Origin of the sequence: Streptomyces sp. NEAU-W12 (genome assembly GCF_026242095.1) — a bacterium.
Lineage (GTDB): Bacteria > Actinomycetota > Actinomycetes > Streptomycetales > Streptomycetaceae > Streptomyces.
Window position 1 is genome coordinate 205,926 of sequence record NZ_JAPJDM010000004.1, and the last position, 24,311, is coordinate 230,236.

At 71.4% G+C, this 24,311-nt stretch carries 22 protein-coding genes and 1 pseudogene; 10 read left to right on the forward strand and 13 right to left on the reverse strand.

Annotation, left to right across the window (positions count from 1 at the left end; all coding sequences use genetic code 11):
- The first annotated feature begins 41 nt into the window (after positions 1-41).
- From ORI94_RS06920 to ORI94_RS06930, 3 genes are all read left to right on the forward strand, one after another.
- Positions 42-245: an MbtH family protein gene (locus ORI94_RS06920; protein WP_042166983.1), complete on the forward strand. Its 204-nt coding sequence runs from the start codon at positions 42-44 to the stop codon at positions 243-245.
- Positions 246-352: 107 nt separating this feature from the next.
- Positions 353-865 carry a GNAT family N-acetyltransferase gene (locus tag ORI94_RS06925; protein ID WP_266073478.1) on the forward strand — a complete coding sequence of 171 codons (513 nt, stop codon included), beginning with the start codon at positions 353-355 and terminating at the stop codon, positions 863-865.
- A gap of 459 nt (positions 866-1,324) precedes the next feature.
- Positions 1,325-2,089 carry an alpha/beta fold hydrolase gene (locus ORI94_RS06930; RefSeq protein WP_266073602.1) on the forward strand — a complete coding sequence of 255 codons (765 nt, stop codon included), beginning with the start codon at positions 1,325-1,327 and terminating at the stop codon, positions 2,087-2,089.
- A 23-nt stretch (positions 2,090-2,112) separates the two neighbouring features.
- Here ORI94_RS06930 and ORI94_RS06935 read toward each other — a convergent pair whose 3' ends face one another.
- On the reverse strand, positions 2,113-3,471 hold the full coding sequence (locus ORI94_RS06935; RefSeq protein ID WP_266073479.1) for a DUF2254 domain-containing protein: 1,359 nt from the start codon (positions 3,469-3,471) through the stop codon (positions 2,113-2,115).
- A gap of 194 nt (positions 3,472-3,665) precedes the next feature.
- Here ORI94_RS06935 and ORI94_RS06940 point away from each other — a divergent pair, with 194 nt between their 5' ends.
- Positions 3,666-4,202 (forward strand): PepSY domain-containing protein, encoded by a 537-nt coding sequence (locus tag ORI94_RS06940; RefSeq protein ID WP_266073480.1) that lies wholly within the window; start codon positions 3,666-3,668, stop codon positions 4,200-4,202.
- A 397-nt stretch (positions 4,203-4,599) separates the two neighbouring features.
- Here the strand turns inward: ORI94_RS06940 and ORI94_RS06945 are convergent, their stop codons facing one another.
- Complete coding sequence (locus ORI94_RS06945; RefSeq protein ID WP_266073481.1) at positions 4,600-5,109, reverse strand: copper chaperone PCu(A)C; 510 nt, start codon at positions 5,107-5,109, stop codon at positions 4,600-4,602.
- A gap of 522 nt (positions 5,110-5,631) precedes the next feature.
- On the opposite strand from ORI94_RS06945, the gene ORI94_RS06950 reads away from it, so the two are divergent.
- Complete coding sequence (locus ORI94_RS06950; protein WP_266073482.1) at positions 5,632-6,657, forward strand: AI-2E family transporter; 1,026 nt, start codon at positions 5,632-5,634, stop codon at positions 6,655-6,657.
- Between the two features lie 117 nt (positions 6,658-6,774).
- On the opposite strand, the gene ORI94_RS06955 is transcribed toward ORI94_RS06950, so the two are convergent.
- On the reverse strand, positions 6,775-7,107 hold the full coding sequence (locus ORI94_RS06955) for a WhiB family transcriptional regulator (RefSeq protein WP_323056027.1): 333 nt from the start codon (positions 7,105-7,107) through the stop codon (positions 6,775-6,777).
- A gap of 284 nt (positions 7,108-7,391) precedes the next feature.
- On the opposite strand from ORI94_RS06955, the gene ORI94_RS06960 reads away from it, so the two are divergent.
- A complete protein-coding gene (locus tag ORI94_RS06960) occupies positions 7,392-7,907 on the forward strand; it encodes a TspO/MBR family protein (protein WP_266073483.1) in 516 nt (171 codons plus the stop codon).
- A gap of 249 nt (positions 7,908-8,156) precedes the next feature.
- On the opposite strand, the gene ORI94_RS06965 is transcribed toward ORI94_RS06960, so the two are convergent.
- The 4 genes from ORI94_RS06965 to ORI94_RS06980 all read right to left on the reverse strand — a co-directional run bounded on the left by ORI94_RS06965 (position 8,157) and on the right by ORI94_RS06980 (position 10,921).
- On the reverse strand, positions 8,157-8,600 hold the full coding sequence (locus ORI94_RS06965; RefSeq protein WP_266073484.1) for a YbhB/YbcL family Raf kinase inhibitor-like protein: 444 nt from the start codon (positions 8,598-8,600) through the stop codon (positions 8,157-8,159).
- Positions 8,601-8,670: 70 nt separating this feature from the next.
- The gene (locus ORI94_RS06970) at positions 8,671-8,877 is read right to left on the reverse strand and encodes a hypothetical protein (RefSeq protein ID WP_266073485.1); all 207 of its coding nucleotides are present in this window, start codon (positions 8,875-8,877) and stop codon (positions 8,671-8,673) included.
- 122 nt (positions 8,878-8,999) lie between these two features.
- A complete protein-coding gene (locus ORI94_RS06975) occupies positions 9,000-9,161 on the reverse strand; it encodes a hypothetical protein (protein WP_266073486.1) in 162 nt (53 codons plus the stop codon).
- Between the two features lie 737 nt (positions 9,162-9,898).
- The gene (locus ORI94_RS06980) at positions 9,899-10,921 is read right to left on the reverse strand and encodes a LacI family DNA-binding transcriptional regulator (protein WP_266073487.1); all 1,023 of its coding nucleotides are present in this window, start codon (positions 10,919-10,921) and stop codon (positions 9,899-9,901) included.
- 138 nt (positions 10,922-11,059) lie between these two features.
- On the opposite strand from ORI94_RS06980, the gene ORI94_RS06985 reads away from it, so the two are divergent.
- Genes ORI94_RS06985 through ORI94_RS07000 form a run of 4 tightly spaced genes read left to right on the forward strand, consistent with a single transcriptional unit; the run spans position 11,060 to position 16,524 of the window.
- Positions 11,060-12,364: an ABC transporter substrate-binding protein gene (locus ORI94_RS06985; protein WP_266073488.1), complete on the forward strand. Its 1,305-nt coding sequence runs from the start codon at positions 11,060-11,062 to the stop codon at positions 12,362-12,364.
- Between the two features lie 10 nt (positions 12,365-12,374).
- A complete protein-coding gene (locus ORI94_RS06990; RefSeq protein ID WP_266073489.1) occupies positions 12,375-13,331 on the forward strand; it encodes a carbohydrate ABC transporter permease in 957 nt (318 codons plus the stop codon).
- Positions 13,328-14,146: a carbohydrate ABC transporter permease gene (locus ORI94_RS06995; RefSeq protein ID WP_266073490.1), complete on the forward strand. Its 819-nt coding sequence runs from the start codon at positions 13,328-13,330 to the stop codon at positions 14,144-14,146. Before ORI94_RS06990 ends, ORI94_RS06995 begins: the two co-directional genes overlap by 4 nt.
- Positions 14,143-16,524: a glycoside hydrolase family 3 N-terminal domain-containing protein gene (locus ORI94_RS07000; protein WP_266073491.1), complete on the forward strand. Its 2,382-nt coding sequence runs from the start codon at positions 14,143-14,145 to the stop codon at positions 16,522-16,524. The genes ORI94_RS06995 and ORI94_RS07000 overlap by 4 nt, the downstream gene beginning before the upstream one ends.
- 314 nt (positions 16,525-16,838) lie before the next feature.
- On the opposite strand, the pseudogene ORI94_RS07005 reads toward ORI94_RS07000, so the two are convergent.
- The 6 genes and pseudogenes from ORI94_RS07005 to ORI94_RS07030 form a co-directional block, all read right to left on the reverse strand.
- Positions 16,839-17,354: pseudogene (locus ORI94_RS07005) on the reverse strand (alpha-amylase); the annotation flags it as partial.
- Between the two features lie 38 nt (positions 17,355-17,392).
- On the reverse strand, positions 17,393-19,558 hold the full coding sequence (locus tag ORI94_RS07010; RefSeq protein ID WP_266073492.1) for an alpha-galactosidase: 2,166 nt from the start codon (positions 19,556-19,558) through the stop codon (positions 17,393-17,395).
- Positions 19,555-20,394 carry a DeoR/GlpR family DNA-binding transcription regulator gene (locus ORI94_RS07015; RefSeq protein ID WP_266073493.1) on the reverse strand — a complete coding sequence of 280 codons (840 nt, stop codon included), beginning with the start codon at positions 20,392-20,394 and terminating at the stop codon, positions 19,555-19,557. Before ORI94_RS07015 ends, ORI94_RS07010 begins: the two co-directional genes overlap by 4 nt.
- A gap of 4 nt (positions 20,395-20,398) precedes the next feature.
- A complete protein-coding gene (locus ORI94_RS07020; protein WP_266073494.1) occupies positions 20,399-22,438 on the reverse strand; it encodes a beta-galactosidase in 2,040 nt (679 codons plus the stop codon).
- A complete protein-coding gene (locus ORI94_RS07025) occupies positions 22,435-23,346 on the reverse strand; it encodes a carbohydrate ABC transporter permease (protein ID WP_266073495.1) in 912 nt (303 codons plus the stop codon). Before ORI94_RS07025 ends, ORI94_RS07020 begins: the two co-directional genes overlap by 4 nt.
- On the reverse strand, positions 23,343-24,290 hold the full coding sequence (locus tag ORI94_RS07030; RefSeq protein WP_266073496.1) for a carbohydrate ABC transporter permease: 948 nt from the start codon (positions 24,288-24,290) through the stop codon (positions 23,343-23,345). Before ORI94_RS07030 ends, ORI94_RS07025 begins: the two co-directional genes overlap by 4 nt.
- Positions 24,291-24,311: the final 21 nt, after the last annotated feature.

Consider the following 24,311-nt stretch of genomic DNA (forward strand, 5'->3'; position numbering starts at 1 on the left):
GCCCGCCACCTGTCCGACCCGAGAGAGCGAGACCGACAGACATGGACGAGAACACCCGCTACCAGGTGCTGCGCAACGACGAGGAGCAGTACTCGCTGTGGCCCGTCGACGTCGAGGTGCCCGCCGGCTGGCAGCCCGTCGGCAAGGAAGGCACGGAGGCGGAGTGCTCCGCCTACGTCGACGAGGTCTGGACCGACATGCGCCCGCGCAGCCTGCGGGAGCGCATGGAGAACGCCGAGGCCTGACGCGTCCCGCGCAGCCGCGAAGGACGGGCCGGGGCGCGTCCGCAACCGCACCCCGGCCCGTGCCCCGCCCGCCCTGCACCCGCCCTGCCTCATCCCGAGGAGCCGTCATGACCCCGGTCCTGCACACCGAGCGACTCACGTTCCGGCCCTACCGCCCCGAGGACGAGGACGTCTTCGTGGCCCTGCTGCGCGACGAGGAGGTCTGCCGCTGGATGGGCCAGGAACGCGTGCCGGAGGCCGACCTGCGCACGCTGTTCCGCGCCATCCTCACCGACGTCTACCCGCAGCACAGGTTCGACGTGTGGGGGCTGTGGCGCGAGGAGGTCTACGTCGGCCACGCGGAGGTGAAGAAGACCGGCAACGTCGACGGCCACGAACTGATCACCGCCCTCGCCCCCGAGTACTGGGGCCGGGGCCTGGGCACAGAAGTGGTCCGCGGCCTGCTCCGCCACGCCGCCGACAACCTGGGCCTGAAGGAGGCCTACGGCATGGTCGGCGCCGACAACACCGCCAGCCTGGCCATGTGCCGCCGACTGGGCTTCCGGCACGTGCGCGACGTGGTCGGCGACGACGGCACCGTGACCAGGCTGGTGGCGATCCCGACGACGGACCCGGACTGACTCCGGGAACCGGTCCGCAACGCACGGTGCCGTCCTGACGTCCCGTCCCTCGATCCGGTTCCACGCCCGCCCCTCAGGAGCGGTCGTGGCCGGATCCGGGAGGGCGTGCGGGCCTCGTGGGACGGCGGTCCCCGCCTGCTGGAGCTTCTCCGCCCGGCGATGTGCCCACCGGTACCGGACGGGTTTCCTCCTCGTCGGCCTCGACCCGCCCACCGCGCTCAGCGTGACGCGGAGAACCCTGCGCTCCGGCCTCCACGCACCGCTGGACGGAGTTGCCGCCTGTCCGGAGGCCAACCGGGACGGCACGGCGCACACGGGGCGCACTCGTACGCGTGGGCGCGTGCGCCCCCGGGAGTGGTGGCCGCTGCTGTGCCCGGCATGGCTCGCCGGGCTGACGGCGGGGCAGTGGCGGTGCTGATCGGGAGGTGTCTCGAGCAGTTCCTGAGTAGGGTCTGCCGGATGACGCTCTCTCATGATGTGGCCGGAGACGGTCCTGCGCTGGTGCTGCTGCATTCCGGGGTGTGCGACCGGCGGATGTGGGACGCCCAGTGGTCCGCCCTGATCGACGCCGGTTACCGGCTGGTGCGCTGTGATCTCCGGGGCTTCGGTGAGACGCCGGCGCCGGACCGGCCTCACAGCGACGCCGAGGACGTGCTGGCCCTTTTGAACAGTCTGGGCATCGGGCGGGCGGCACTGGTGGGATCCTCGTACGGAGGGCAGGTCGCCTTGGAGATCGCCGCGCGATGGCCGGACCGGGTGAGCGCCATGGGGCTGATCTGTTCCGCCCTGCCCGGTCATGAACCCTCTGCCGAACTGAGTGCGCTCGGGGAGCGCGAGGAAGCGCTGCTCGAAGCGGGGGACATCGCCGGCGCGACGGAACTGATGGTCGAGACCTGGCTCGGCCCGGACGCCGACGAGACCGCCTGCGAGGCGGTACGCCGGATGCAGCGGCACGCCTTCGAACTGCAGTCGGCAGCCGCTGAGGAGTTCGAGCCGGTCGAGGCCGCGGTCGATCTGGCGGCAGTTCGAGCGCCCTGCCTCGTCCTGTCGGGTGCGCATGATCTGGCGGACTTCCGACAGATCGCTGCCCGACTGCCGCATCTGCTAGCGAACGCCGACCACGTCGAACTGCCATGGGCAGGTCACCTTCCCGGCCTGGAGCGGCCATCGGCCGTTACCGATCTGCTGACCGGCTTCCTCAAGGAGAGAGTTCCTGTCGGTTGATCCTGCTCGCGGCCCGGCGCCGGTCAGCGGGTGCGGCCGTGTGTCCACCGCCCGGCCAGGGCCTCGTCGACGAGTCCGGTCAGCTCGGCGAGCCGGCCGTACTCGGTGGAGTGGAGGTTCTGGGCGCCGATGGTGGAGCGCAGCAGGGCGAGAGCGGCGACGATGGGCGGGTGCCGGTCGGGTGCGCTGTTCCAGGCGAGTTCGCGCAGCAGCATCGCGAGGCGAGCCAGGACGGCGGGCTCGGTGGCGCCGTACCGCAGAGGCTGGGCCATGGCCAGGTCCAGGAGGTCCTCCAGGCCGGGGCGCCGCAGCACGACTCTGACCTGCCGGCCGTCGTCGCGCAGCAGCCGGGGGCCCAGATCGTGCCGGGCCAGCTCGCACAGCAGCGCGGCGGAGTGGGACAGGGCGTGCACAGCGGTCGTCGGGTCGTTGATCCCGGGGGAGAGCGCCTTGGTGGCGATGTCGGTGAGCTGCCGGAGCCCGAAGGCGACGTCCTGGAGGCCGGTGCGTTCAGGGCCGGTCCTCACCGCTTTGGCGGCTCGTTCGGCCAGACGGGTCCATGCGTCGGGGGAGAACGGCTCCCCGGCGCGCGGCCAGGCGACTCCCACGGGCGTGGCGGCGATCAGCGAGCTCCCGGGGAGGCGGTCGATGAGCAGGACGGCGTCGGCTTCGACGGCTGCCCTCAGAAGGGCCGCCTCGTCGACGGAGGTGAAGAATCCGGAGGATCCGACGCTCAGGGGCAGCGCGCCCGCGGGCGGTTCCGGCGGTGCGTCGGAGGGGTGCGCGCCGCCGGAGTCCCCGCGGTCCGTGTCCTCTTCCTTCGGGAGGAGCCGGCCGAGGGTGCGGCCGGAGGCGGAGTGGATGCTGCTCATCATCGTCTCGACCCGGATCTCGCGCGCCAGGTGGGACAGGAACAGGACGAGGGCGAGCAGGCTGGCCAGGGTGAGCAGGAAGGCGACCGTGACCGACAGCTCGGGGACGAACCTGGCCCGCTCGTCCTCGCCGGTGCGTACGGTGCGCAGCACGGTCAGGGCATAGGTGAACGTCGCGAGGAAGAGCGCCAGGGTCGTCTGGACGTACCGGTCCGAGTTGAAGGTCCGCAGCACACGGGGGGAGAACTGGCTGCTCGCCAGTTGAAGCGTCAGCACGGTGAGCGAGAAGGTCAGCGCCGTGACCGTGATCAGGGAGCCGGCGATGGCTTCCAGCACCGCGCGTGCGGCATCCGAGCTGCCGCCGAAGAAGTAGTCGCTCAGCCAGGACGGGAGCTCGTGCTGAAGCCGCTCGTCCAGCCGAGGCAGTGCCACGCCCGCGACGACGGCGAGTACGAGACCCAGCATCGGCACGGGCCACAGCTGGACCCGGAACATGTCACGCGTCAGCACGAACTCAGACTACATAACGCCGCGAACGGGACAAATCGTAGAGCGGTGCCGGGGGTGGACGCGGCATTGGTGCATCACGGTTGATTTTCTTCATATGTGTTATTGATTTCATTCAGGGCGGATAGTCGACCCGTATGGGAATGACGGGAATCACCTGCCGGCAAGAGGTCGGACGGGTCTGGAGGCGGTTCGCGGTGGCCCTTTGTGCACCGGTCGTCGCGTTGTCGCTGCTCGTGGCCTGTGGCCGGGAGGATCCGCTGAACGAGCCCGCCGAGCGGTTCGAGATGGTCGACATCGACTACGAGCGCGCCATTCGCCTCTCCGTGGCCGAGGTGACCGCCGGTGAACTGGTTGCTCTGGAGCTCAAGGAGCCCGAGTCGAACTCGCCCGTGTGGGAGAGCCGGATCGCGGACCAGGACGGACAGCTCACGACGGTCCGGCTCGGTGCCACCCGGGGCGAGGTGCTGGGGACGAGCCCCGGCCCCGACCTGGCGGACTCCGAGCGCCAGGAGCTGATGCGGCACCTGGACGAGGCTCGGCTCCTGCCGGGCGAGGCGGCTCGTGAAGCGGCCGACACGGCGAACGGTGAGCTGGTCACCGCCCTCGAACTGCAGGGGCGTGAAGGCGATCCGGTCTGGCGGGTCGATGTCCTCGGCGTGGCAGACGAGTCGGCGACGGTCCATGTGGTGGACGCGAAGACCGGCGAGATCCTGGAGCGCCGCCCGGCGTGACACGGACAGGAACCCCGGCGCAGGACGGTCGACGGCCAGTGCTCCGCCGGCCCCGTACGCACGGTGGTGCGCTCACGGCCCGTCTGCTGTGAACTCCGGTCACACCGAGCGCACGCCCGTCCAGGCGGCCAGGGGAAGCAGCACCAGCCCGGCGGCCACCACGGTCTCCCGGACTCCGTACAGGGCCGGTCGGACTCCACCCCGACGGTGCGGCGCCCACCCGCACCGTCCGGCCGGCCCCGACCGCCCCCCCCCCCCGATGCCGTACGCCACCAGGTTTCCGAGGTGCCGCCCGGTTCCGCCTCACCCGCGGCCTCACCGCTTTTCCTCCCGTCCCTCCGGCGCGGTGCGGGCGACCGTCGACACCCGCCGTGAGCGCGGGACGGGTCAGTGGACGTCACTCATCCGGCGAGAGGGACGTCAGTCCCGGCGCGTCGGTGGCATCGTCGACGTAGGTGGGGACCTGGGAGTGCACCTGCAGGGCGACCTCGCCCGCTCGTTCGAAACGCAGGGTGATCCACGCGTAGCCCCCGCCGCGGATCTGCCGGCGCAGGTCCCGAAGCAGCAGGTGGAGGCGCCCTTCCTCGAGTTCGACCAGTTTCCCGGTGGGTACCTCGACCGGGCCCCGGACCGTGCCGTCCGCGCTCACGACGTCCACGGACCGTGCGACCGTCGTCCCGGCGCCGAGCAGCCTGTCGGCGCTCTGCCCCTGGTTGAACAGCCAGAGATGGAAGGGGGCGTCGTCCCCCGGATCCCACGGGCCGTCGGGGGGTTCGGCGATGTGCGCGTAGCGGATCAGGACCGGTCCGACACGGGCGTCGGCGCCCGGTGGGTTGTACTCGGCCTCATCGCTGCCGCATCCCGTCGTACCCGCGGCGGCCAGACAGCCCGCCACGAGGAGGCTCACCGCCCTTCGCCACGACCCCGCCATTCTCGCGTACATCCCTGTGCCACCTCTCTCCCGGAGTTCCGGCCGACTGCAGGCCGCCGCTGACAGGCATGCCACGCCCACCGCGGTGGGGCATCACTCCTCGGGCCAGGTGGGGAACTGCCGGAGATGTCCGGTGCCGTGTGCTCAGGCCGTCCGCTCTCCGGTCGCGGGACGCGGACCGCCGGACGGCCCGGCCCCGGACGTCCGGTCACGTCACCCGTCTCTCGCCCTGCTCCGGTCCCTCCCCCCTCGTCCGGCAAGTGAATGCCGTCCGCGGCGAAGTCCACCTCCACGACTTCCAGGCCGGCCGTCCGTTCCACCCTGCCGGTGGCATGGGCGCGCACGTCCCCGGTCTCCCCGCCCACCCTCGGGTGACGCCGCCTCCTGGAGGCGTTCGGGTGAATCTCTCCTTCGGATCAGCGGTGCGGGAAGCTGACGGCATGCGAAGCGGGCGGGCCGTTCACCCAGGACGGCGCGGCCGGTACGTACGGTGCACATGTGCAATTGCTCCCGGAGCCCGTTCGCCGGCTCGCAGCCTGGTGTGCCGTGATCCTGTTGGTCATCGGGGTCGGCTACGTCGGGATCCAGGTGTGCGTGGCGCTGCGGCCGGCCGTCGTTCCCGTGCTGCTCGCTCTGCTCGGCACCGCGCTGCTCCTCCCTCTGTACCGGTGGATGGTGAAGGCGAAGGTCAACCGGTCCGTCGCCGCCGGGCTCACCTGCACCGCCGTCCTCGCCGTGGTAGGTGGTGCCGTGTACGTCGTCACGGCCGCGCTGGTCGACACCTGGGACCAGATCGTCGCCTCGCTGCGCACGGGGGTGCGCGGGCTGGCCGACCACTTCGGGGCGGACGGCACCTCGCTGGGGGACCTCGCCGACGACGCCCTGGACCTGCTGGGCAGATTCGGGGGAACGGCCGCCTCCGGCGTCGTGACCGGGGCCGGTTTCGTCGCGCAGGCCCTGGGCATGGCCGTGCTCGCGCTGCTGCTGGTCTTCTTCTTCCTGCGCGACTCCCATCAGGCCGCCGGCACGCTGCGCTCGCTCGTCCCGCGCGGCAGCGCCGACACCGTCGAGGCGATGGCCCGGCGGGCCTTCGAAGGCGTGGAGGGGTTCATGCGGGGCACCACCGTGGTCGCGCTCACCGACGCCGTCTGCATCACCGCCGGTCTGCTGATCCTGCGCGTGCCGGGCGCCCTCGGGCTCGGGGCGATCGTCTTCATCGGCGCCTACGTCCCCTACATCGGCGCCTTCGTCTCCGGGGCCGCGGCCGTGCTGGTCGCGCTCGCCGACCGGGGGTTCGTCGTCGCGCTGTGGGTGCTCGGGGTGGTGCTCGTGGTGCAGGCGCTGGAGGGGAACGTCTTCCAGCCGATGGTCCAGAGCCGGACCGTGCGGATCCACCCGGCGCTGGTCCTCGTGGCGCTCACCGCGGGCGCGTCCGTGGCCGGGATCGTCGGAGTGCTCCTCGCGGTCCCGGTCACCGCCGCCGCCTTCGGCGTCGTCCGCGAGCTGCGCACGCGTTACGCATGATGGTCCGGCGTGCCGTCCGCGGGCTCTTGGGGCTCACGCCGAATGTCGAGCACTTGTTCGCCCGTCTCGGCTGCCGAGGCTCTGCCCTCGTCGTTTCCGGCGCCGCGGCGGCCGACGTCATTCCCGACGCGTGCGAACCGTCTCCCACGTCGTTCGTCCCTCGCGGCCGTCGAACAGCTCCCGCCGGATGGCGCGACGCTGCGCGGCGGTGGTCGCCCCCCAGATGCCGGCGTCCTCGCCCTGCTCGACGGCCCACCGGCGGCAGGCGAGCAGGACGCGGCAGCGACGGCAGACCGCACGGGCGCGAGCGACCTGGGACTCGCTCTCCCGCTCGGTCAGAGGGAAGAACAACTCCGGGTCCTCGCCCGCGCACGCGGCCTCGCGGATCCATCCGCGTTCGGCGGGGAACAGGGCGGCGCTGAAGAGAGAAGGCCGACGGTCGTCGGGCACGGCACACCTCCGCCAGATGCCGGCTGAGCCGGCAGATGGCTGCGGCACGGACGTGCCGCAGTATCGGCAGAGGTTGCGCCTCCCACTGTACGACCGTTACGCCCGATACGGCAGGTGTGAAGGATGTGGCGGGCATGGCCGGGTGCCGGGCCGCACCGGCGACGCCTCGGCACGGGCACGTCCGGGGCGGGCGTGAGCGGACGCCGCGCGTCCCGTGGCGTATCGGACAGCGGTTTTGGGGCACCCGGTCACGGCGCCGCCGGTGCGACGGAAGGAGGCAGCAGGTGACGGGAGCCCCGCCCAGGAAGGACCCGCGACCCCGCTCCGCCCCGCGCCGGTCGCTCCCGCTCCTGCTCCTGCTCCTCGCGATCTGCTACGCGGTTGCCGCTCTGGGCGGTGTCGCGGCCACGGACGCGGGCAGCACGTACCGCTCACTCGAGCGCCCCGCGTGGGCCCCGCCCTCCTGGCTGTTCGGGCCGGTCTGGACGGTGCTGTACGCCACCATCGCCGTCTCCGCCTGGCTCGTGCTGCGCCGTCGGCCACTGGCGGAGGTGAAGGCGGAGATCGCCCTCTGGGGCGCGCAGCTCGCCTTCAACCTGGCCTGGACGCCGTTGTTCTTCACAGCCGGCCGGTACGGCCTCGCGTTCCTCGACATCTGCCTGCTCCTGGCCGCTCTCGGTGCCACGATGCTGCTCTTCCGGCGCACGAGCCCGGCGGCCTCGCTCCTCCTCGTCCCCTACGCGCTGTGGACGCTGTACGCCGCGGCCCTCAACCTCGCCATCTGGCAGCTCAACGCCTGACACGACCGGGAGCCGGCGGGCGCGGCGCCTCGTTCCACCGGCCGGGGGGACGGCCACCGGCCTCCGCAGCAGACACGAACGGCCAGGAGCGGGCAGACGCCGAGGAACGCGGGCCCCGCGACCGGGCGGACAGGTTCCGCTCACCGGAGGAAAGGGCGCCGACCGCAGGGCACGTCAGGGCCTCGGCCCCGGAACGGTTCGGCCCAAAGGGCGCCGGCGGCGCGCCGTACGGCCCGACGCCTTTCCGGATCAGTACAGGCCCACGAGAGTCCCATGACCGAGGCTCTGGCGGTCCAGCACCTCACGTGCGGCGTCCGCCGTCACGTCATGGGGTATCGAAACGGGGGCCGGGAGGGCGTAGAGACGAAAGGCGTAACGGTCTGGCCCGTCTTCCGGCGTGACGGTCCCGCCCCAACCGTCCTCACCGTAACCGTTCCTGTGTACGTAACTGCCCGGGTCGCCGGTCCCGGCCGCCAGTCCGTCACGGCGTGGGTCGATACCGGTCACCAGCCAGAGCAGAAAGCCGCTGTGCGGTGCGTCGAGACGCTCACACAGGAGAGCCAGCTCTGACGCCTCCTCAGGGACGCCGGACCAGGACAGAGGTGGCGAGAGGTTGTCCTCGCCTCTCGCGCAGCTGTGCGGGAGACGTCCGTGGTCCACGAATGCGGAACTGTGCAGATCGATGTCGGTCATGGTGAGTCCAGTACCCGAGTCGGCCCCTCCCATACGGCCGGTACGCGCGGAGCGGCGGACGGCGCGGGCCCTACCGCTCCTGTTCGGCCGCCCTCGCGTCGTCGTCCTCGTCCGTGTCCGGAGCGGGGCCGTCCACGTGCGGGAAGCCGAAGTCCAGAACTTCGGCGACCTCACGCCGGGTCCGTTCCGCGGTGCGCGCGGCCACCGAGACGACGTCACCGCGTTCGGCTATCAACCGGTCGTAGATCGGCGCAGCGACTCTTTCCGTGGCATGCATGTCTTCTGATCCGTTTCTGCTGGATTCTGCTGGAGGTCGTGGGCACGACCCGGTGGAGGTCAGCCGCTGTTCAGGAGCGAACCGTCCTGGGCCGGGCGTCGGCAACCGATGACGAACCGTGATCAGGCCGCTCCGGGACCGCGGGTTCCGGTGGAGGCGTACAGCGCGTGGACGCTGCCCCTCGTCCGCTGAGGCACCCGCACACCGCCGGTCGCGGAGACGTCCGGGAGGGCTTCGGGCTGCTCGATCCGGTCCCGCGGCACTGCGGGGCGGGCCATCGACATCAGGAACTCTCCTTCCGCGCCGCCGCACGTCGCGGGCAGGGCCGTCGCTCCACTACCCGGTTTTCCGCCCCGCACACCCCGCACGTCACCACAGAGCCGGTGACCACCCGGACCACCTCCCTGGTCCGGCCGAGGAAGCCGTCCGGTCCCGGATCTCCCTCGTTGCGGTCACGCGGACCCGGCGTGCCGTCCCTTCGCTCCACGATGGTCAACAGGGTGCGCTTCGCCCGGCGACCCGCCCGGGGACGGCCGGACGCGCGCCATCGCGTAGCACGCTGGTGTCGCCTTTGCGGGTTTCGCGTGTTCAGCGAGCCGCTGGACGGCACCGCGGCGACGGCCGTCGCCGCGGCAATGGGGTCCGGGACCGGAAGGGAGGTGGCCGCCGCCCGCCCGGCGGGCGGTCCTCCCGCGTTCTCCGGTGGTGGTCCGCGACGGGCGGGTACACGTCTGCCGCCCGTGGACCGCTTCGAGCCGGAACAGGACGCGCCGCGGCCTTCCCGTCGCCGCCGCCGGCTGGAACGCACCAGTGCCGACCTCGCCGCCCCGCGACCACGGCACCGGACGACCGGCGGGATCGCCGCCCCACGGGGGCTCCCACGCCCTGCCGGCTTCAGCCGTGCCGTCCGGCGCACCTGCGGAGCGCCCCCGGCGTTCCGGCGTCCGGCGTTCCGGCGCACGGCCGGGGCGGCTCCCCGGCAGCTTCACGCGCGGGCGGCGAGGGGTCCGCAGGCCATGTCTCAAGCCTTCCGCAACCGGGCCGTGCTCTGCCGTACCACCAGGTGCGTCGCCAGTTCGATGCGCTGTGCCGCCGTGCCGGGGGCGTCCGGGCGGAGGAGCATGCGGGCGGCCTCCTCGGCCATGTGCCGCAGGGGCTGGTGGACTGTGGTGAGGGGCGGGCTCGACCACTGGGCCAGTGGTACGTCGTCGTAGCCCACCACCGACAGGTCCTCCGGTACGCGCAGGCCCCTGACCCTGGCCGCCTCCAGGACGCCGAGTGCCTGGAGGTCGCTGCCCGCGAAGACCGCCGTCGGCCGGTCGGTGCCGTTCAGCAGGTCCATGGCGTGCTCGAAGCCGCTCTGTACGTGGAAGTCGCCGAAGCGCATCAGACGCGGGTCGGTCTCCAGGCCCGCCATCGCCATGGCGGAGCGGTAGCCGTCGAGACGGGCGAGCGAGCAGAGCATGTCCTCGGGGCCGGTGATGATCGCGGCCCGCTCGTGACCGAGGTCGGTGAGATGGCGGGTGGCGGCGAGGCCGCCGGCCCAGTTCGCGGAGCCGACCGAGGGGACGTCGGGGGCGGGGTCGCCCGCCGGGTCGATGACGACGAGGGGGATGGCCGCCGCTCTGAGCTGGCGTTTGATGTCCTCCGGGAGGGTGGAGAAGACCAGCACGACGCCGAGAGGCCTGCGTTGCAGCACGCCCGGGAGCCACTCCGGAGCGGGGGTGTGCCGGGTGCCGCTCTCGGTGAGCGCCACCGTCGCGCGGTTCTCCTTGGCGACGCTCTCCACGCCCCGGATCAGCTCCATCGCCCAGACGCTCTCCAGCTCGTGGAAGACGATCTCGATGAGCGGGGAGCGGGACGCCGACTGGGCGCGGCGGCGGTAACCGTGGGCATCCAGCAGCCGTTCCACCTTGGCGCGGGTCGTACGGGAGACGTCCGATCGGCCGTTGAGGACCTTCGAAACTGTCGGCATCGAAACGCCGGCCTCCTTCGCCACCGTGGCCAGGGTGATTCTGCCGCTCGTCTCGCCTTCATCGTGCATAGCCGCAGGATACGGCACCGCGTGTCGGTAACGGTTTGGGTGAGTGCCGACTCGACCGTTGACCGGAACTTCCGTCTGACCTACTGTCCCACGGCATGGACTTTCGGCGATGAGGCCGAAACTTTCGAAAGGCGAACGATGAAGACACGTGCGCGCTTGCCCAGACTGGTCGCCGGTGGTGCGACGCTCACCCTGGCACTGGCCCTTTCGGCCTGCGGCGGCGGGGACGGCGGGGCGTCGGCGGACGACGGCAAGATCCATGTCCTGGTCTACGGGGACGCCACCAACAAGGTCGAGAAGAAGCTCGTCGACACGTTCAACGAAACGTCCGACGTCAAGGTCGTCCTCGACACCATCCCCGGTGCGGACTACCAGAAGAAGCTTCAGACGATCATCAGCACCCCGCAGGCACCGGACGTCTTCTTCAACTGGGGCGGCGGCAGCATCAAGCCGTTCGTCAAGGCCGACCTGCTGATGCCGCTCGACGACTTCATCGAGAAGAACCCGGACCTGGAGAACAAGTTCCTTCCCTCCGTCTTCAACAACGCCGTCGTCGACGGCAAGCCGTACGGCATCCCGATGCGGGGCACCCAGCCGGTCCTGCTCTTCCACAACAAGAAGGTCCTCGACGAGGCGGGCGTCACGCCGCCGAAGACCTGGGACGAACTGCTCGACGCGGTCGGGAAGCTCAAGGACGAGGGCGTGACGCCGATCGCGCTCGGCGGCGGCGACATCTGGCCGACGCAGATGTGGTTCCAGTACCTCTTCGACCGCGTGGCCGGCCCCGGACTGTTCGAGAAGGCCGTCGGCGGCGACAAGAGCGCCTGGGAGAGCGCGGACAGCAAGAAGGCCCTGAGCATGATCAGGGAGCTCGTCGACGCCGGCGCCTTCGGCAAGAACTACGACTCCGTCAAGTACACCAACGGCGGCTCGGTCCAGCTGGTGTCCTCCGGCAAGGCCGGCTTCGAGCTGATGGGCTCCTGGTACTACTCCCAGCAGCTCACGGACCACAAGGCATTCGCCGAGAAGGACCTCGGCTACACCGCCTTCCCGACCGTCGAGGGCGGCAAGGGCGACCCGGCCAGCGTCGCCGGCAACACGAACAACTACTACTCGGTGATGAAGAAGACGAAGCACCCCGAGGCCGTCGCCGAGTTCCTGGAGCTCATGTACTCCGACGACTTCGTCAAGGCACAGCTGGACATCGGCAACCTGCCGACCACGACCAACACCGACAAGTTCATCGACACCTCGTCCACCCCCGAGTACTCGCGCTTCCAGTACGACCTCGTCGCCGACGCCCCGTCGTTCCAGCTGTCCTGGGACCAGGCGTACCCGCAGAAGGCGAGCTCCTCCATGCACAAGGCCATCCAGCAGTTCTTCAACGGACAGCTCGACGCGGACGGCTTCATCAAGGCCATGCAGGCCCTCCCGACCGAGTGACGAACGGCTCATGACGACAAAGACCACGAGCGCTCCGCCCGCCGCCGGACCCCGCAAGGGGCCCCGGCGGCGGCCGCCCGCCTCGTCCGCAACGAAGGTGGGTCGTCCCGGCTTCGCCTGGGCGCTGCCCGCCGCAGTGTTCTTCGCCCTCTTCGCGGTCACTCCGCTGATCATGGTGGCGGTGCTGTCCTTCATGAGCTGGGACGGAATCGGCTCACCCGAATTCGTCGGCATGGACAACTGGTCGCGCCTGATGGACGACCCGGTGATGCTCAAGAGCATCTGGCTGACCCTGCTCCTGACCGCGCTCGGCGTGGTCATCCAGACGCCGCTGAGCATCCTGCTCGGCGTCTGGGCCGCCGGCCACCAGCGCAACCGCGCCGTGCTGTCCGTCATCTACTTCGTCCCGCTGCTGCTGTCCGCCACTGCCGTCTCCGTGCTGTGGCGGGCGCTGCTCGACCCGAACTTCGGCATCCCGGCCGAGGCCGCCTGGCTGTTCGGCGACGGCAACCTGTTCGGTGAACAGGCCACCGCCATCGGGGTGCTGGCGTTCGTCAGTACCTGGCAGTTCACCCCGTTCCACACGCTGATCTATCAGGGCGCCGCCCGGGCCGTCCCGCAGGTGCTCTACCAGGCGGCCGAAATCGACGGGGCGGGCCGCTACCGGCAGTTCTTCCACATCACACTGCCGCAGCTGCGCAACTCGATGATCACCTCGATGATCCTGATGATCGTCGGCGGTCTGACCACCTTCGAGACGGTCCTCATCCTGACCCAGGGCGGCCCCGGCACCGACACCACCATCAGCGCCTACTACATGTACGACAAGGCGTTCAAGGGCTTCGACTTCGGCGCCGGCTCCGCCATCGCCCTGTCCCTGGTCGTCGCGGCCACCGTCATCTCGCTGGTCGTCGTCCGGGTCTCCGGCTACGACAAGATGCGCAGCACCATGGAGGGTGTGTCATGAGGCGCCGTCCCCACTACCTGGCCGGCGCCGGCTCGATCCTCTGGCTGTTCCTGGTCGGCCTGCCGCTGTACGTGATGCTCGCCGCGACCCTGCGCACCCGACAGGACTACGCCGAGAACGGCCCGGTCTCGATCCCGGACAGCTTCACCCTGGACAACTACACCGGCGCCTTCGACTCGGGCTTCGGCCAGTACTTCTTCAACACGCTCGTCGTCACCGGCTGCGTGATCGGGATCGTGCTGCTGCTGGTCCCGCCACTCGCCTACGCGATCGTGCGCAGCCGGGGCCGGACCACGTCGGCGATCTTCCGGCTGTTCCTGCTCGGTCTCGCCATCCCCGCCCAGGCCGTCATCGTGCCGATGTTCTACCTGATCAGCGAGGCCGGACTGTACGACAACCTGCTGGGCGTCATCCTGCCCACGGCCGCGTTCTGCCTGCCGATGGCGGCGCTGATCCTCAGCGGCGCGATGCGCGACATCTCCCCGGAACTGTACGAGGCCATGGCCATGGACGGCGCCTCCCCGCGGCGCATGTTCTTCCAACTCGTACTGCCGCTGTCGAGGGGCGGACTGTCCACGATCGTGGTCTTCTCCGCGCTCCAGGCATGGAACGGCTTCCTGTTCCCGCTCGTCCTGACCCAGTCCGACTCCAGCAAGGTCGTCACCCTGGGTCTGTACAACTTCCAGACCGAACACGGTATCGACATCCCCGGTCTGCTGGGAGCCGTGGTGCTGTCCATGGTGCCCATCCTGCTCGTCTACCTGTTCGCCCGTCGTGCCCTGGTCCAGGGTCTGATGGGTGTCGGAGGAAAGTGACTGCCGACGTGGCCGTAGAGACCATCCCCGAAATCCCCCTCTGGAACGACCCCGACCGCCCCGTCGCCGACAGGGTCGACGCGCTGATCGGCGCGATGACCCTGGACGAGAAGATCGCCCAGCTGTACGGCGTGTGGGTCGGCGCGTCCGCCGACGGCGGCGAAGTGGCCCCGCACCAGCACGACATGGAGGAGGCCGTCGACCTCGACGCGCTTCTGCCCGCCGGGCTGGGCCAGCTGACCCGCCCCTTCGGCACCGCACCCGTCGACCCGGCGCTCGGCGCGCTCTCCCTGCTGCGCACCCAGTCCCGTATCACCTCGGCGGGCCGCTTCGGGATTCCCGCCGTCGCGCACGAGGAATGCCTGGCGGGCTTCGCCGCCTGGGGAGCCACCGCCTACCCCGTCCCGCTCTCCTGGGGCGCCACCTTCGACCCGGACGTGGTGCGCCGGATGGCCAGCGCCATCGGCCGCGACATGCGGTCCGTCGGTGTCCACCAGGGTCTCGCGCCCGTCCTCGACGTGGTGCGCGACGCCCGCTGGGGCCGGGTGGAGGAGACCATCGGCGAGGACCCCTACCTCGTCGGCACCATCGGCACCGCGTACGTCCAGGGCCTGGAGTCCGCCGGGATCGTCGCCACCCTCAAGCACTTCGTCGGCTACTCGGCCTCCCGCGCCGGACGTAACCTCGCCCCCGCGCCCATGGGCGCCCGCGAACGGGCCGACGTCCTGCTGCCACCGTTCGAGATGGCGATCCGCGAGGGCGGCGCCCGCTCCGTGATGCACTCCTACACGGACACCGACGGCGTCCCCGCCGCGGCCGACGAGAGCCTGCTGACCGGACTGCTCCGCGACACCTGGGGCTTCGACGGCACCGTCGTCGCCGACTACTTCGGCATCGCCTTCCTCAAGACCCTGCACGGCGTCGCGGGCGACTGGGCGCAGGCCGCGGGCGCCGCGCTGAAGGCCGGCGTCGACGTCGAACTGCCCACCGTCAAGACGTTCGGCGCACCGCTCGCCGAGGCCGTCGCCGACGGCCGGGTACCGGAGCCGGTCATCGACCGCGCCCTGCGCCGCGTCCTCGGCCAGAAGGCGATGCTCGGCCTGCTCGATCCGGACTGGAGCCCGGTGCCGCCCGCGCTCGACGGCGTGGACCCGGACGATCCGGACGCCCTGCGCGGCACGATCGACCTGGACCGGCCCGAGAACCGGGAACTGGCCCGCGAGATCGCCGAGAAGGCGATCGTCCTGCTCGCCAACGACGGCACCCTGCCGCTCGCCCGGCCCCGCCGCATCGCCCTGGTCGGCCCCAACGCGGCCGAGGCCACCGCCGTACTGGGCTGCTACTCCTTTCCCCAACACGTGGGCGTGCAGCACCCGGACGTCCCGGTCGGGATCGACCTGCCCACCCTGCGGGACACCCTGGCCGCGGAGTTTCCCGACGCGGACATCACCGTCGCCCGCGGGACCGGCGTCGACGACGGGGACCTCTCCGGCATCGGTGAAGCGGTCGACGCGGCACGGGACGCGGACGTCGTCATCGCCGTACTCGGCGACCGCGCGGGTCTGTTCGGCCGCGGCACCAGCGGAGAGGGCTGCGACGCGGAGTCCCTGGCCCTGCCCGGCGTCCAGCAGCGTCTGCTGGACGCACTGCTCGACTCCGGCAGGCCGGTGGTGACCGTCCTGCTCGCCGGGCGGCCGTACGCGCTCGGCCGCGCCGTCGCCGAGTCCGCGGCGATCGTGCAGTCCTTCTTCCCCGGAGTCGCGGGCACCCAGGCGATCGCCGGGGTACTGAGCGGCCGTACCAGCCCTTCCGGACGGCTCCCGGTCGGGGTGCCGCGCAGCCCGGGGTCCCAGCCGACCACCTACCTCGGCGCACGGCTCGCCCAGGTCAGCGAGGTGTCCAACATCGACCCGACGCCGGCGTTCGGCTTCGGACACGGCCTGACGTACACGGCGTTCGCCTGGAACGACCTCGCCGTGGACGCCGAACAGGTTTCCACGGACGGTGAGTTCACCCTCTCCCTCACCGTCCGCAACACCGGTGAGCGGTCCGGCACCGAAGTCGTCCAGCTCTATCTCCACGACCCGGTCGCCTCCGTCGTCCAGCCGGTGCAGCGGCTCGTCGGCTACACCCGGGTGGAGCTGGAGCCGGGCGAGACACGCAGGATCCACGTCACGGTTCCGGCCGACGTGGCCTCCTTCACCGGCCGCGACGGCCACCGGATCGTCGAACCCGGCGACCTGCAACTCCGCCTGGCCGCCTCGAGCACCGACGCGCGCCTGACGGCGACGGTCACCCTGACCGGCCCGGAACGCCAGGTGGACCACACCCGCCGCTTCCACGCGGCCTTCACCCAGGAGCCGGCGGCGCAGGACTGACCCGTCCTCCGGGACAGCCCCCGCCGGGTCCGCACCTGCCGGGGCTGTCTCGGCCTCTGCCGCCTCGGTGGGACCGTCCGGCGGCGCCTTCCCTCACCGCGGCGGCTTCGCCCGGGCGAGCCCGGCCGGCCCGCCCGGGAACGGTGCGGGTGGTGCTCCGGTGGCGGAGCCGGTCGCGGATCCGCCGGGGAGGGCTGCGGGGGTGTGTGATCCCGGCGGTGGTGGTGGCGAGAATCCCACCGACGGCGATCAGCAGGTAGGACAACCACGGGTAGAGACCGGTGGGTGCGAAGGAAGGCACGCTGCTGACCGAAGCCGAGGGTGCAGCGGCGCTTGAAGGCCATGCCGCCGCCGATGCCGTCCGTGGAGTACTGGCCCGTCCGGAGTACCGGAACGGCCCGGCGGATCTGGTTCAGGCGCTGTACGTGTTCGACCAGGGGCTGCTCCGGCGTCGTGGCGACGGCGCCGGTGGCCGGGTCGACCCGGGAGGAGCCGGAGCCCTCCGCCTCGCCGGCGACATGGTCGCCGTAATACGCCCGGCCCGTTGTGGCCGGCGGACGACTCGGACCGCAGTCGATCTTCCTGCCCTTCTGGAACCCGGTCTCCGAACCGCAGGGAGCGTGGGGATGCCGCAGAACGTCCACATCGGGGACATGTTCTCGGCCCGGGCGCCGGTGCCGCCGGTGTAGCGGCCGCTGCTCCTGTTCGGGCCGTAGTCGTGGCCGCCGACGTAGACGACCTCGTAGCTGGCGTCGTTGACGCTGTCGTCGGAGTCCTTGCCGTGGGGGAGGGTGTTGTGCCGCGTCACCGGAGTTCATGTGCGTGCGCATGCCGTGGGCCGGTCCGGCGGGAAGCCGACGGCCGACGGTCAGGGCGCGAGCCGCCGGGCCTCGATCAGTACCAGGCTCTCCGGGTGGAGGGTGGGCGCCTGGACGCCGAGGACGGACAGGGCACGGCCCGACAGCGTGACACCCTCCGGTGTCCACCAGGGCAGAGGGCTTGTCGTCGGCCCCCGGAACCCGTCCCCCGGCGGCAGCGGGGCGAGGGCGTAGCGCGCGTCCGGCGCCAGGCCGGGCAGGCGCACGCGGCCCGCCGGAGCCTGCACGCTCGTCGCCGTCTGCACCACGGCGTAGACGGCACGGGACAGGTCGGGAGCCACGACGCCGTGCACCAGCAGCGCGGGATCGTGGTGATCGGCGTGGACGACCGTCCCGCCGTGCAGCAGCGGGCGGAGGCGCTTGTGGGCCTCGATCCAGTCGGCGAGCCGACGGCGTTCCCCGGGCGTCGCCCGGGTGAGGTCCCACTCGATGCCCATGTGGCCGAAGAGCGCGGTGCCGGCGCGGAAGTCGAGACCGTGCGTGCGGCCCGTGGTGTGCGAGACGGGCGCGCCGACGTGCGCGCCCATCAGCTCCGGAGGCAGCAACAGGCCCGTCCAGCACTGGATCTGCTGCCGCTCCAGGGCGTCGATGCAGTCGCTCGTCCACACCCGGTCGCTGCGTTCGAGGATGCCGAGGTCCACCCGGGCGCCGCCCGAGGAGCAGGACTCGATCTCCAGCGCCGGGTGGCGTCGGCGCAGTTCGTCCATCAGCGCGTACACCGAGGTGGTCTGGGCGTGCACCCCGCCGGTGCCGCGCCCACCGCTGCCCGCGTCGACGAGGTCGCGGTTGTGATCCCACTTGAGGTAGTCGACGGCGTACTCGGCGACCAGGGCGTCCAGCCGGTCGAGCACGTACGCGTACGCCTCCGGACGGCCCAGATCGAGCACCTGCTGGTGCCGGGCCTCCGGTGGCATGCGCCCGGCCGCCGACAGGATCCACTCCGGACGGGCCCTGGCCAGGTCCGAGTCCGGGTTGATCATCTCGGGTTCGACCCAGAGGCCGAACTGCAGCCCCCGGGAACGCACGTGCGCGACGAGCGGGTGCAGCCCTTGCGGCCAGACATCGGGGTCCACGTACCAGTCGCCCAGCCCGGCCCGGTCGTCGCGGCGTCCGCGGAACCAGCCGTCGTCGAGTACGAACCGTTCGGCGCCGACCTCCGCCGCCGCGTCCGCCAGGGCCGTGAGGGTCTCCAGGTCCTGCCGGAAGTAGACCGCCTCCCAGGTGTTGAGTGTGACGGGCCGCGGTGTGGCGGGGTGATGCGGGCGCTGCCGCAGGTGGGCGTGGAAGCGGGCCGCCATGTCGTCCAGGCCCCGGCCGTACGCGCCGTACATCCACGGAGTCCCGTACGTGGCGCCGGGCCCCAGACGCACCTCGCCCGGCAGGAGCAGCTCACCGCCGCCCAGGAGCGAGACGCCGGAGTTCGTCCGCTCGGCGAACGTGCGGTGGTTGCCGCTCCACGCCACGTGCAGACCCCACACCTCACCGCCGCGGAAGCCGAAACCCCGCTCACCCACGGTGTGGACGAGGGTCGCATCGACGCCGGTGCGGCCGCGACGGTTCTCCCGAAGGTGCGTGCCGAGGGTGAACCCGTGCCGCTGCGGAGAACGTTCCCGCAGGTGGCGGCCGGTCAGGTCGAGCACTTCGGCGGCGTGGGCCGGTACCGGCAGGGCGAGCTGCAGCGCCTCCAGCGTGTAGGGGCCCTCACCCCGGTTGGTGAGGAACGCGCGGTGGCGGACGAGGCCGGAGGAGGTCAGCTCCAGCTCCCACCGCAGGCCGAGCCGGGCCTGTTCGTCCGTGGCCTCGACCGTCAGCGAGCGGGGGGCCGTCAGCCGCAGCTCGCGGACGGTGAACGCGCAGGAGAAGTCGGCGCCCTCGCGGTGGCCGGCCAGTCCCGGTGTGCCCAGCCAGCCGGCCGACTGCTCGGGCAGCACGCTCACGGGGACCGGGACGTCGGGAACGCTGGTGCCCAGCTCGGCGACGCTCGCCGCGGCGAGGGAGGCGAGGTCGTCCGCGCCGCCCGAGGTGCCGTCCCCCAGGTCCCCGAGGTCGGCCCCCCAGTGCAGCACCCGTGGGAGGCGGGGCCCCGAGCAGTCGAGGACCAGGCTCGTGCCCCCGGCACGGAAATGGACGGGACGGGAAGAACGGTCGGCGGTCACGTGCGTACGCTTTCGGTCGGTCCGGGATGGGGGTGGGCAGGAGCCGCCCGCTGTGAAAGCCGGGTCGGCTCGACCACGGTCAGTTCACCGACGCCGCGTGCCAGCACCTCGCGGCAGTGCCCGTCGACGCCCGAGTCGGTGATGAGTGTGTCGGCCGTCTCCAGCGCGGCGATGGCCGCCGTGCCGGTCGTGTTCCACTTGGTGTGGTCGGCGAGGACCACGATCCGTCGTGCCGAGCGGCACATCGCCCGGTTCGTCTCCGCCTCCTGCGGGTTCGGCGTGGTGAAGCCGGTCAGGGCGTCCATGCCGTGCACACCCATGAACAGCACGTCGACGTGGAGCGTCCTCAGCGCGGTGACCGCGACCGGCCCCACCAGCGCGTCGGAGGGGGTGCGCACGCCGCCGGTGAGCACGACCGTCTGCTTCTGCCGCCGGTGGGTGTGCAGGGTCTGCGCCACCCGGACGCTGTTGGTGACCACCGTGATGTCCGGGACGTCGAGCAGGTGCCGGGCGAGCGTCCACGTGGTGGTCCCCGCGGTCAGGCCGACCGCCGAGCCCGGAGCGACGAGCCGGGCGGCCGCGGCCGCGATGGCCTCCTTGGCCGCGGTCTGGAGGGACCGCTTCTGCGTGAACGCCGGTTCGGCGGTGCCGCCGTGGTCCGGTGTGACCGCGCCGCCGTGGACCTTGTCGAGACGACCCCGCCGCTCGAGGACCTCCAGATCGCGCCGGATCGTCATGTCGGACACGTCGAACCGCTCGGTCAGCGCGCTCACCCGGATCGAGCCGTGCTGCCGGACGAGCTGGGCTATCTTCTCCTGCCGTTGCCTGGCGAGCATCCCGTCACCGGCCCGGCGACGGGGCGCCGTCTTCCCGGACCACCACGACGTCGCCCGCGCGGACGACGACCTCGCCGTCGGCGGTGGTGCCGCTCAGCAGGTCGGTGCCCGAGGCCGCGACGGACACGTCGCTCGGGGAGTGGTTGACCAGGAACAGGTACGTGGCGTCCGGGCCGCGCCTGCGGACCGCCTCGACCCCGGCCGGGACCTCGGCCGCGGCGGTGACCCCCGCCTCCCGGCAGACCCGGGCCAGCAGCCCGCGCAGGGCGCCCGCGTCCGGGCGCGTCGCCACGTACCAGGACACACCGTCGCCGTAGTGGTGACGGGTGACCGCGGCGTGCCCCGGGGCCGGGCCGCCGCACGACGGGTCCGCCGCGAACGACAGGACCGTCCCGGCCCCCCGCGGTTCGACGAGTTCGGTCCAGACCGTGGCCTGTGAGCCGTCGGAGAGCCGGACCGTCTCCGTCTCCCGGAGCGGGAAGAACTCGTCGACCCGGATGCCGAGCATGTCCCGGTACGCTCCGGGATGGCCGCCGAGGCGGACGTGGTCGTTCTCGTCCACCACGCCGCTGAAGAAACCGACGGCCGCATGTCCGCCCTGCGCGACGAACCCGTTCAGCGCCGCCGCGTCCGTGTCGCTCGTCAGGCAGAGACTGGGAACGAGGACCAGCCGGTAACCGCTCAGGTCGCTCCCGGGATGCACGAGGTCGCAGGTGACACCCAGCGACCACAGTGCCTCGTACCAGGCGCGGACCAGGTCGAGGTAGCGCACGTCCTGCGAGGGGGTGGCCTCCGCCTCGAGGGCCCACCAGGCGTTCCAGTCGAAGAGGAGCGCCACGTCCGACACCACGCGGGTGCCGCGCACCTCCGCCAGTGCCCCCAGATCCCGGCCGAGAGCGGTGACCTCACGCCAGGTCTTGGTGTCCGTGCCGCCGTGCGGCAGCATCGCCGAGTGCCACTTCTCGGCGCCGGCCCTCGACTGGCGCCACTGGAAGTACAGGACGCCGTCGGCGCCGCGCGCCACGTGCGCGAGGCTGTTGCGACGCATCTGCCCCGGGGTCTTCGCGACGTTGCGGGGCTGCCAGTTCACCGCGGAGGTGGAGTGCTCCATCAGCAGCCACGGCGCACCGCCGCCCATGCCGCGCGCGAGGTCGGCGTCGAGGGACAGCCCGACGTGCGCCTCGGGGTCCGCGGCCGTGAGGTACTGGTCCACGGAGACGAAGTCGCACTCCTCGGCGAAGGAGAACCCGTCGACCTTCTTCTCGAGCGTGACCAGGAGGTTGGTGGTGAGCGGCACGCCGGGGGAGAGGCGGCGCACGATCCCGGCCTCGCGCCGGTGCAGCCCCAGCAGCGCGTCCGAGGAGAACCGCCAGAAGTCGAGCCGTTGGGTCGGATTCGGCACGGCGGCGGTGGCGCGCGGCGGCACGACCTCCGCCCAGTCGCCGTACCGCTGGCTCCAGAACGCCGTGCCCCAGGCCTCGTTGAGGCCGTCGAGACCGCCGTACCGCTGCCGGAGCCAGCCCCGGAACGCCTCGGCACTGGTGTCGCAGAAGCAGTGCGCGTTGTGGTTGCCCCACTCGTTGTGCAGATGCCACAGCGCGAGCGCGGGGTGGTCGCGGTACCGCTCCACGAGCCGTTCGGCGAGACGGCCGGCCGCCTCGGCGTACGCGGGGCTGCTCGGGCAGAACGTCTGCCGCGAGCCGTGACTCAGCCGGACGCCGTCGGCGGTCACCGGCAGCGCCTCGGGGTGGCGCAGTGAGAACCAGGGCGGCGGAGACGCCGTGGCCGTCGCCAGGTCGGCGGCGATGCCGTTGGCGTGCAGCAGGTCCATGACCTCGTCGAGCAGGCCGAACTCGTACGTTCCCGGGCGGGGCTCCAGGAACGCCCAGGAGAAGACGCCGACGGTGACGAGGTTGACGCCGGCCTCGCGCATGAGGCGGACGTCCTCCTCCCACACCTCGCGCGGCCACTGCTCCGGGTTGTAGTCGCCGCCGTAGGCGATGCCGCCGAGCCGGTCGGACAGCTGCTTGAGCGCGTCGTTCACGACTTCACCGCTCCCGCCGCGAGACCGGCCTTCCAGTAGCGCTGGAGCACCAGGAAGGTGATGACGATCGGGACGACCGACACCAGCGACCCGGTGAGGCTGAGGATCTGCAGCGAGGGGTCGCGGCTGACCTGGGACTGCCAGGTGAACAGGCCCAGGGTGACCGGGTAGAGCCGGTCGTCCTGGAGCATCACCAGGGGGAGCAGGAAGTTGTTCCAGATGACCACGAACTGGAACAGGAAGATCGTCACCATGGCGGGCGACATCAGCCTCAGCGCCATGGTGAAGAAGGTCCGCAGCTCTCCCGACCCGTCGATGCGGGCCGCCTCCAGGAGTTCGTCGGGCACGGAGGCGGCAGCGAAGATGCGCGAGAGGTAGACGCCGAACGGGCTGACGATGCTCGGCAGGAAGACCGCCCAGAAGGTGTTGGTGGCGCCCACCTTGGCGAAGAGCAGGAACAGCGGCAGCGCGAGCGCCGTGGCCGGGACCAGCACACCGCCGAGCACGACGGAGAACAGGAACTCCCGCCCGCGGAAACGGTACTTGGCCAGGGCGTAGCCGGCCATGGCGGACAGCAGCGTGCCGACGGCCGCACCCGCGCCGGCGTAGAGGAGGCTGTTGAGCAGCCAGGGCAGATAGACCCCGTCCTGCTTGGCGAACAGCGCCCGCAGGTTGTCGATCAGGTGGAAGTCGGAGAACCACAGGCCGAACGAGCCGACCAGGTCGCCCTGGCTCTTGGTGGCCGAGACGACCAGCCAGAACACCGGAAGCAGCATGTAGAGGGCGATCACGGCCAGGAAACCGGTGGCGACGACCACCGAGAGGCGGCTCTCCCGCGGGCCGCGCGGTGTCGTCCCGGAGGCCGGCGCGGGCGCGTGGGCGCCCGCGGTGTCGGTGAGGAGGCTCATGATTCAGCCTTTCGACCCGTGAGCTTGAGGAATCCGAACGACAGGACGAACGTGGCCAGGGCCAGCGTCACCGACATGGCGGCGGCCTCGCTGTAGTTGTCCGACGAGGCGAGCGAGTAGGCCGCCAGGTTCGGTGTGTAGGTGCTGGTGACGCTGGTGGAGATGGAGCGCAGCACCTGTGGTTCGGTGAACAGCTGCAGGGTCCCGATGATCGAGAAGACACCCGTCAGAATGAGGGCCGGACGCAGGATGGGGATCTTGATGCGCCAGGCGATCGTCGCCTCGCCCGCTCCGTCCATGCGTGCCGCCTCGTAGATGTCGGACGGGACGGCCTGCAGCGCGGCGTAGATGATCAGCATGTTGTACCCGGTGTAGGTCCAGGTCACGATGTTGCCGATGGACCAGAGCATCATCGACGAGCCGAGGAAGTCCGGCGCGGACCCGGCCCTGTCGAGCAGGTCCACGACGGGCGACAGGCGCGGATCGTACAGGAAGGCCCACATGAGTGCGGCGATCACGCCGGGGATGCCGTACGGCACGAAGTAGGCGATGCGGAAGAAGCGCTTGAGGCGGGCCACCGTGGAGTCCAGCAGCAGCGCGAGCACCAGGGCCAGCAGCAGCATCACCGGGATCTGCACCAGGCCGAAGAGCAGCACCCGGCCGACGCTGCCGAGGAACTCGGCGTCGCCGAACACTTCCCTGTACTGCTCGAGACCGGCGAACACGGTCGTCTTGCGGCCGAAGGTGCCGCCGGTCCGTTCCGTCTTGAGCAGGCTCTGGTAGAAGGCGTAGCCGACCGGCGCCAGGGTGAACAGCACGAACGGTATGAAGAACGGCAGGAGGAAGAAGGCGGGCGCCCAGTTCCGCCTGCGGCGCGGCGGAGCGGTAGCTGCGGTGTTTTTCGCTGGCGGCGCCGCTGCCGCGGCTGTCCGGTCGACGGTCATGTCGTGGTCTCTTCCCAGGCT

Excerpts from the sequence above, each read along its gene's own strand:
- ORI94_RS06920 (WP_042166983.1), top strand. The coding sequence starts at position 42 with ATGGACGAGAACACCCGCTACCAGGTGCTGCGCAACGACGAGGAGCAG.
- ORI94_RS06925 (WP_266073478.1), top strand. The coding sequence starts at position 353 with ATGACCCCGGTCCTGCACACCGAGCGACTCACGTTCCGGCCCTACCGC.
- ORI94_RS06930 (WP_266073602.1), top strand. The coding sequence starts at position 1,325 with ATGACGCTCTCTCATGATGTGGCCGGAGACGGTCCTGCGCTGGTGCTG.
- ORI94_RS06965 (WP_266073484.1), bottom strand. The coding sequence starts at position 8,600 with ATGACCGACATCGATCTGCACAGTTCCGCATTCGTGGACCACGGACGT.
- ORI94_RS06970 (WP_266073485.1), bottom strand. The coding sequence starts at position 8,877 with ATGCATGCCACGGAAAGAGTCGCTGCGCCGATCTACGACCGGTTGATA.
- ORI94_RS06975 (WP_266073486.1), bottom strand. The coding sequence starts at position 9,161 with ATGTCGATGGCCCGCCCCGCAGTGCCGCGGGACCGGATCGAGCAGCCC.
- ORI94_RS06980 (WP_266073487.1), bottom strand. The coding sequence starts at position 10,921 with ATGCACGATGAAGGCGAGACGAGCGGCAGAATCACCCTGGCCACGGTG.
- ORI94_RS06985 (WP_266073488.1), top strand. The coding sequence starts at position 11,060 with ATGAAGACACGTGCGCGCTTGCCCAGACTGGTCGCCGGTGGTGCGACG.
- ORI94_RS06990 (WP_266073489.1), top strand. The coding sequence starts at position 12,375 with ATGACGACAAAGACCACGAGCGCTCCGCCCGCCGCCGGACCCCGCAAG.
- ORI94_RS06995 (WP_266073490.1), top strand. The coding sequence starts at position 13,328 with ATGAGGCGCCGTCCCCACTACCTGGCCGGCGCCGGCTCGATCCTCTGG.
- ORI94_RS07015 (WP_266073493.1), bottom strand. The coding sequence starts at position 20,394 with ATGCTCGCCAGGCAACGGCAGGAGAAGATAGCCCAGCTCGTCCGGCAG.
- ORI94_RS07025 (WP_266073495.1), bottom strand. The coding sequence starts at position 23,346 with ATGAGCCTCCTCACCGACACCGCGGGCGCCCACGCGCCCGCGCCGGCC.
- ORI94_RS07030 (WP_266073496.1), bottom strand. The coding sequence starts at position 24,290 with ATGACCGTCGACCGGACAGCCGCGGCAGCGGCGCCGCCAGCGAAAAAC.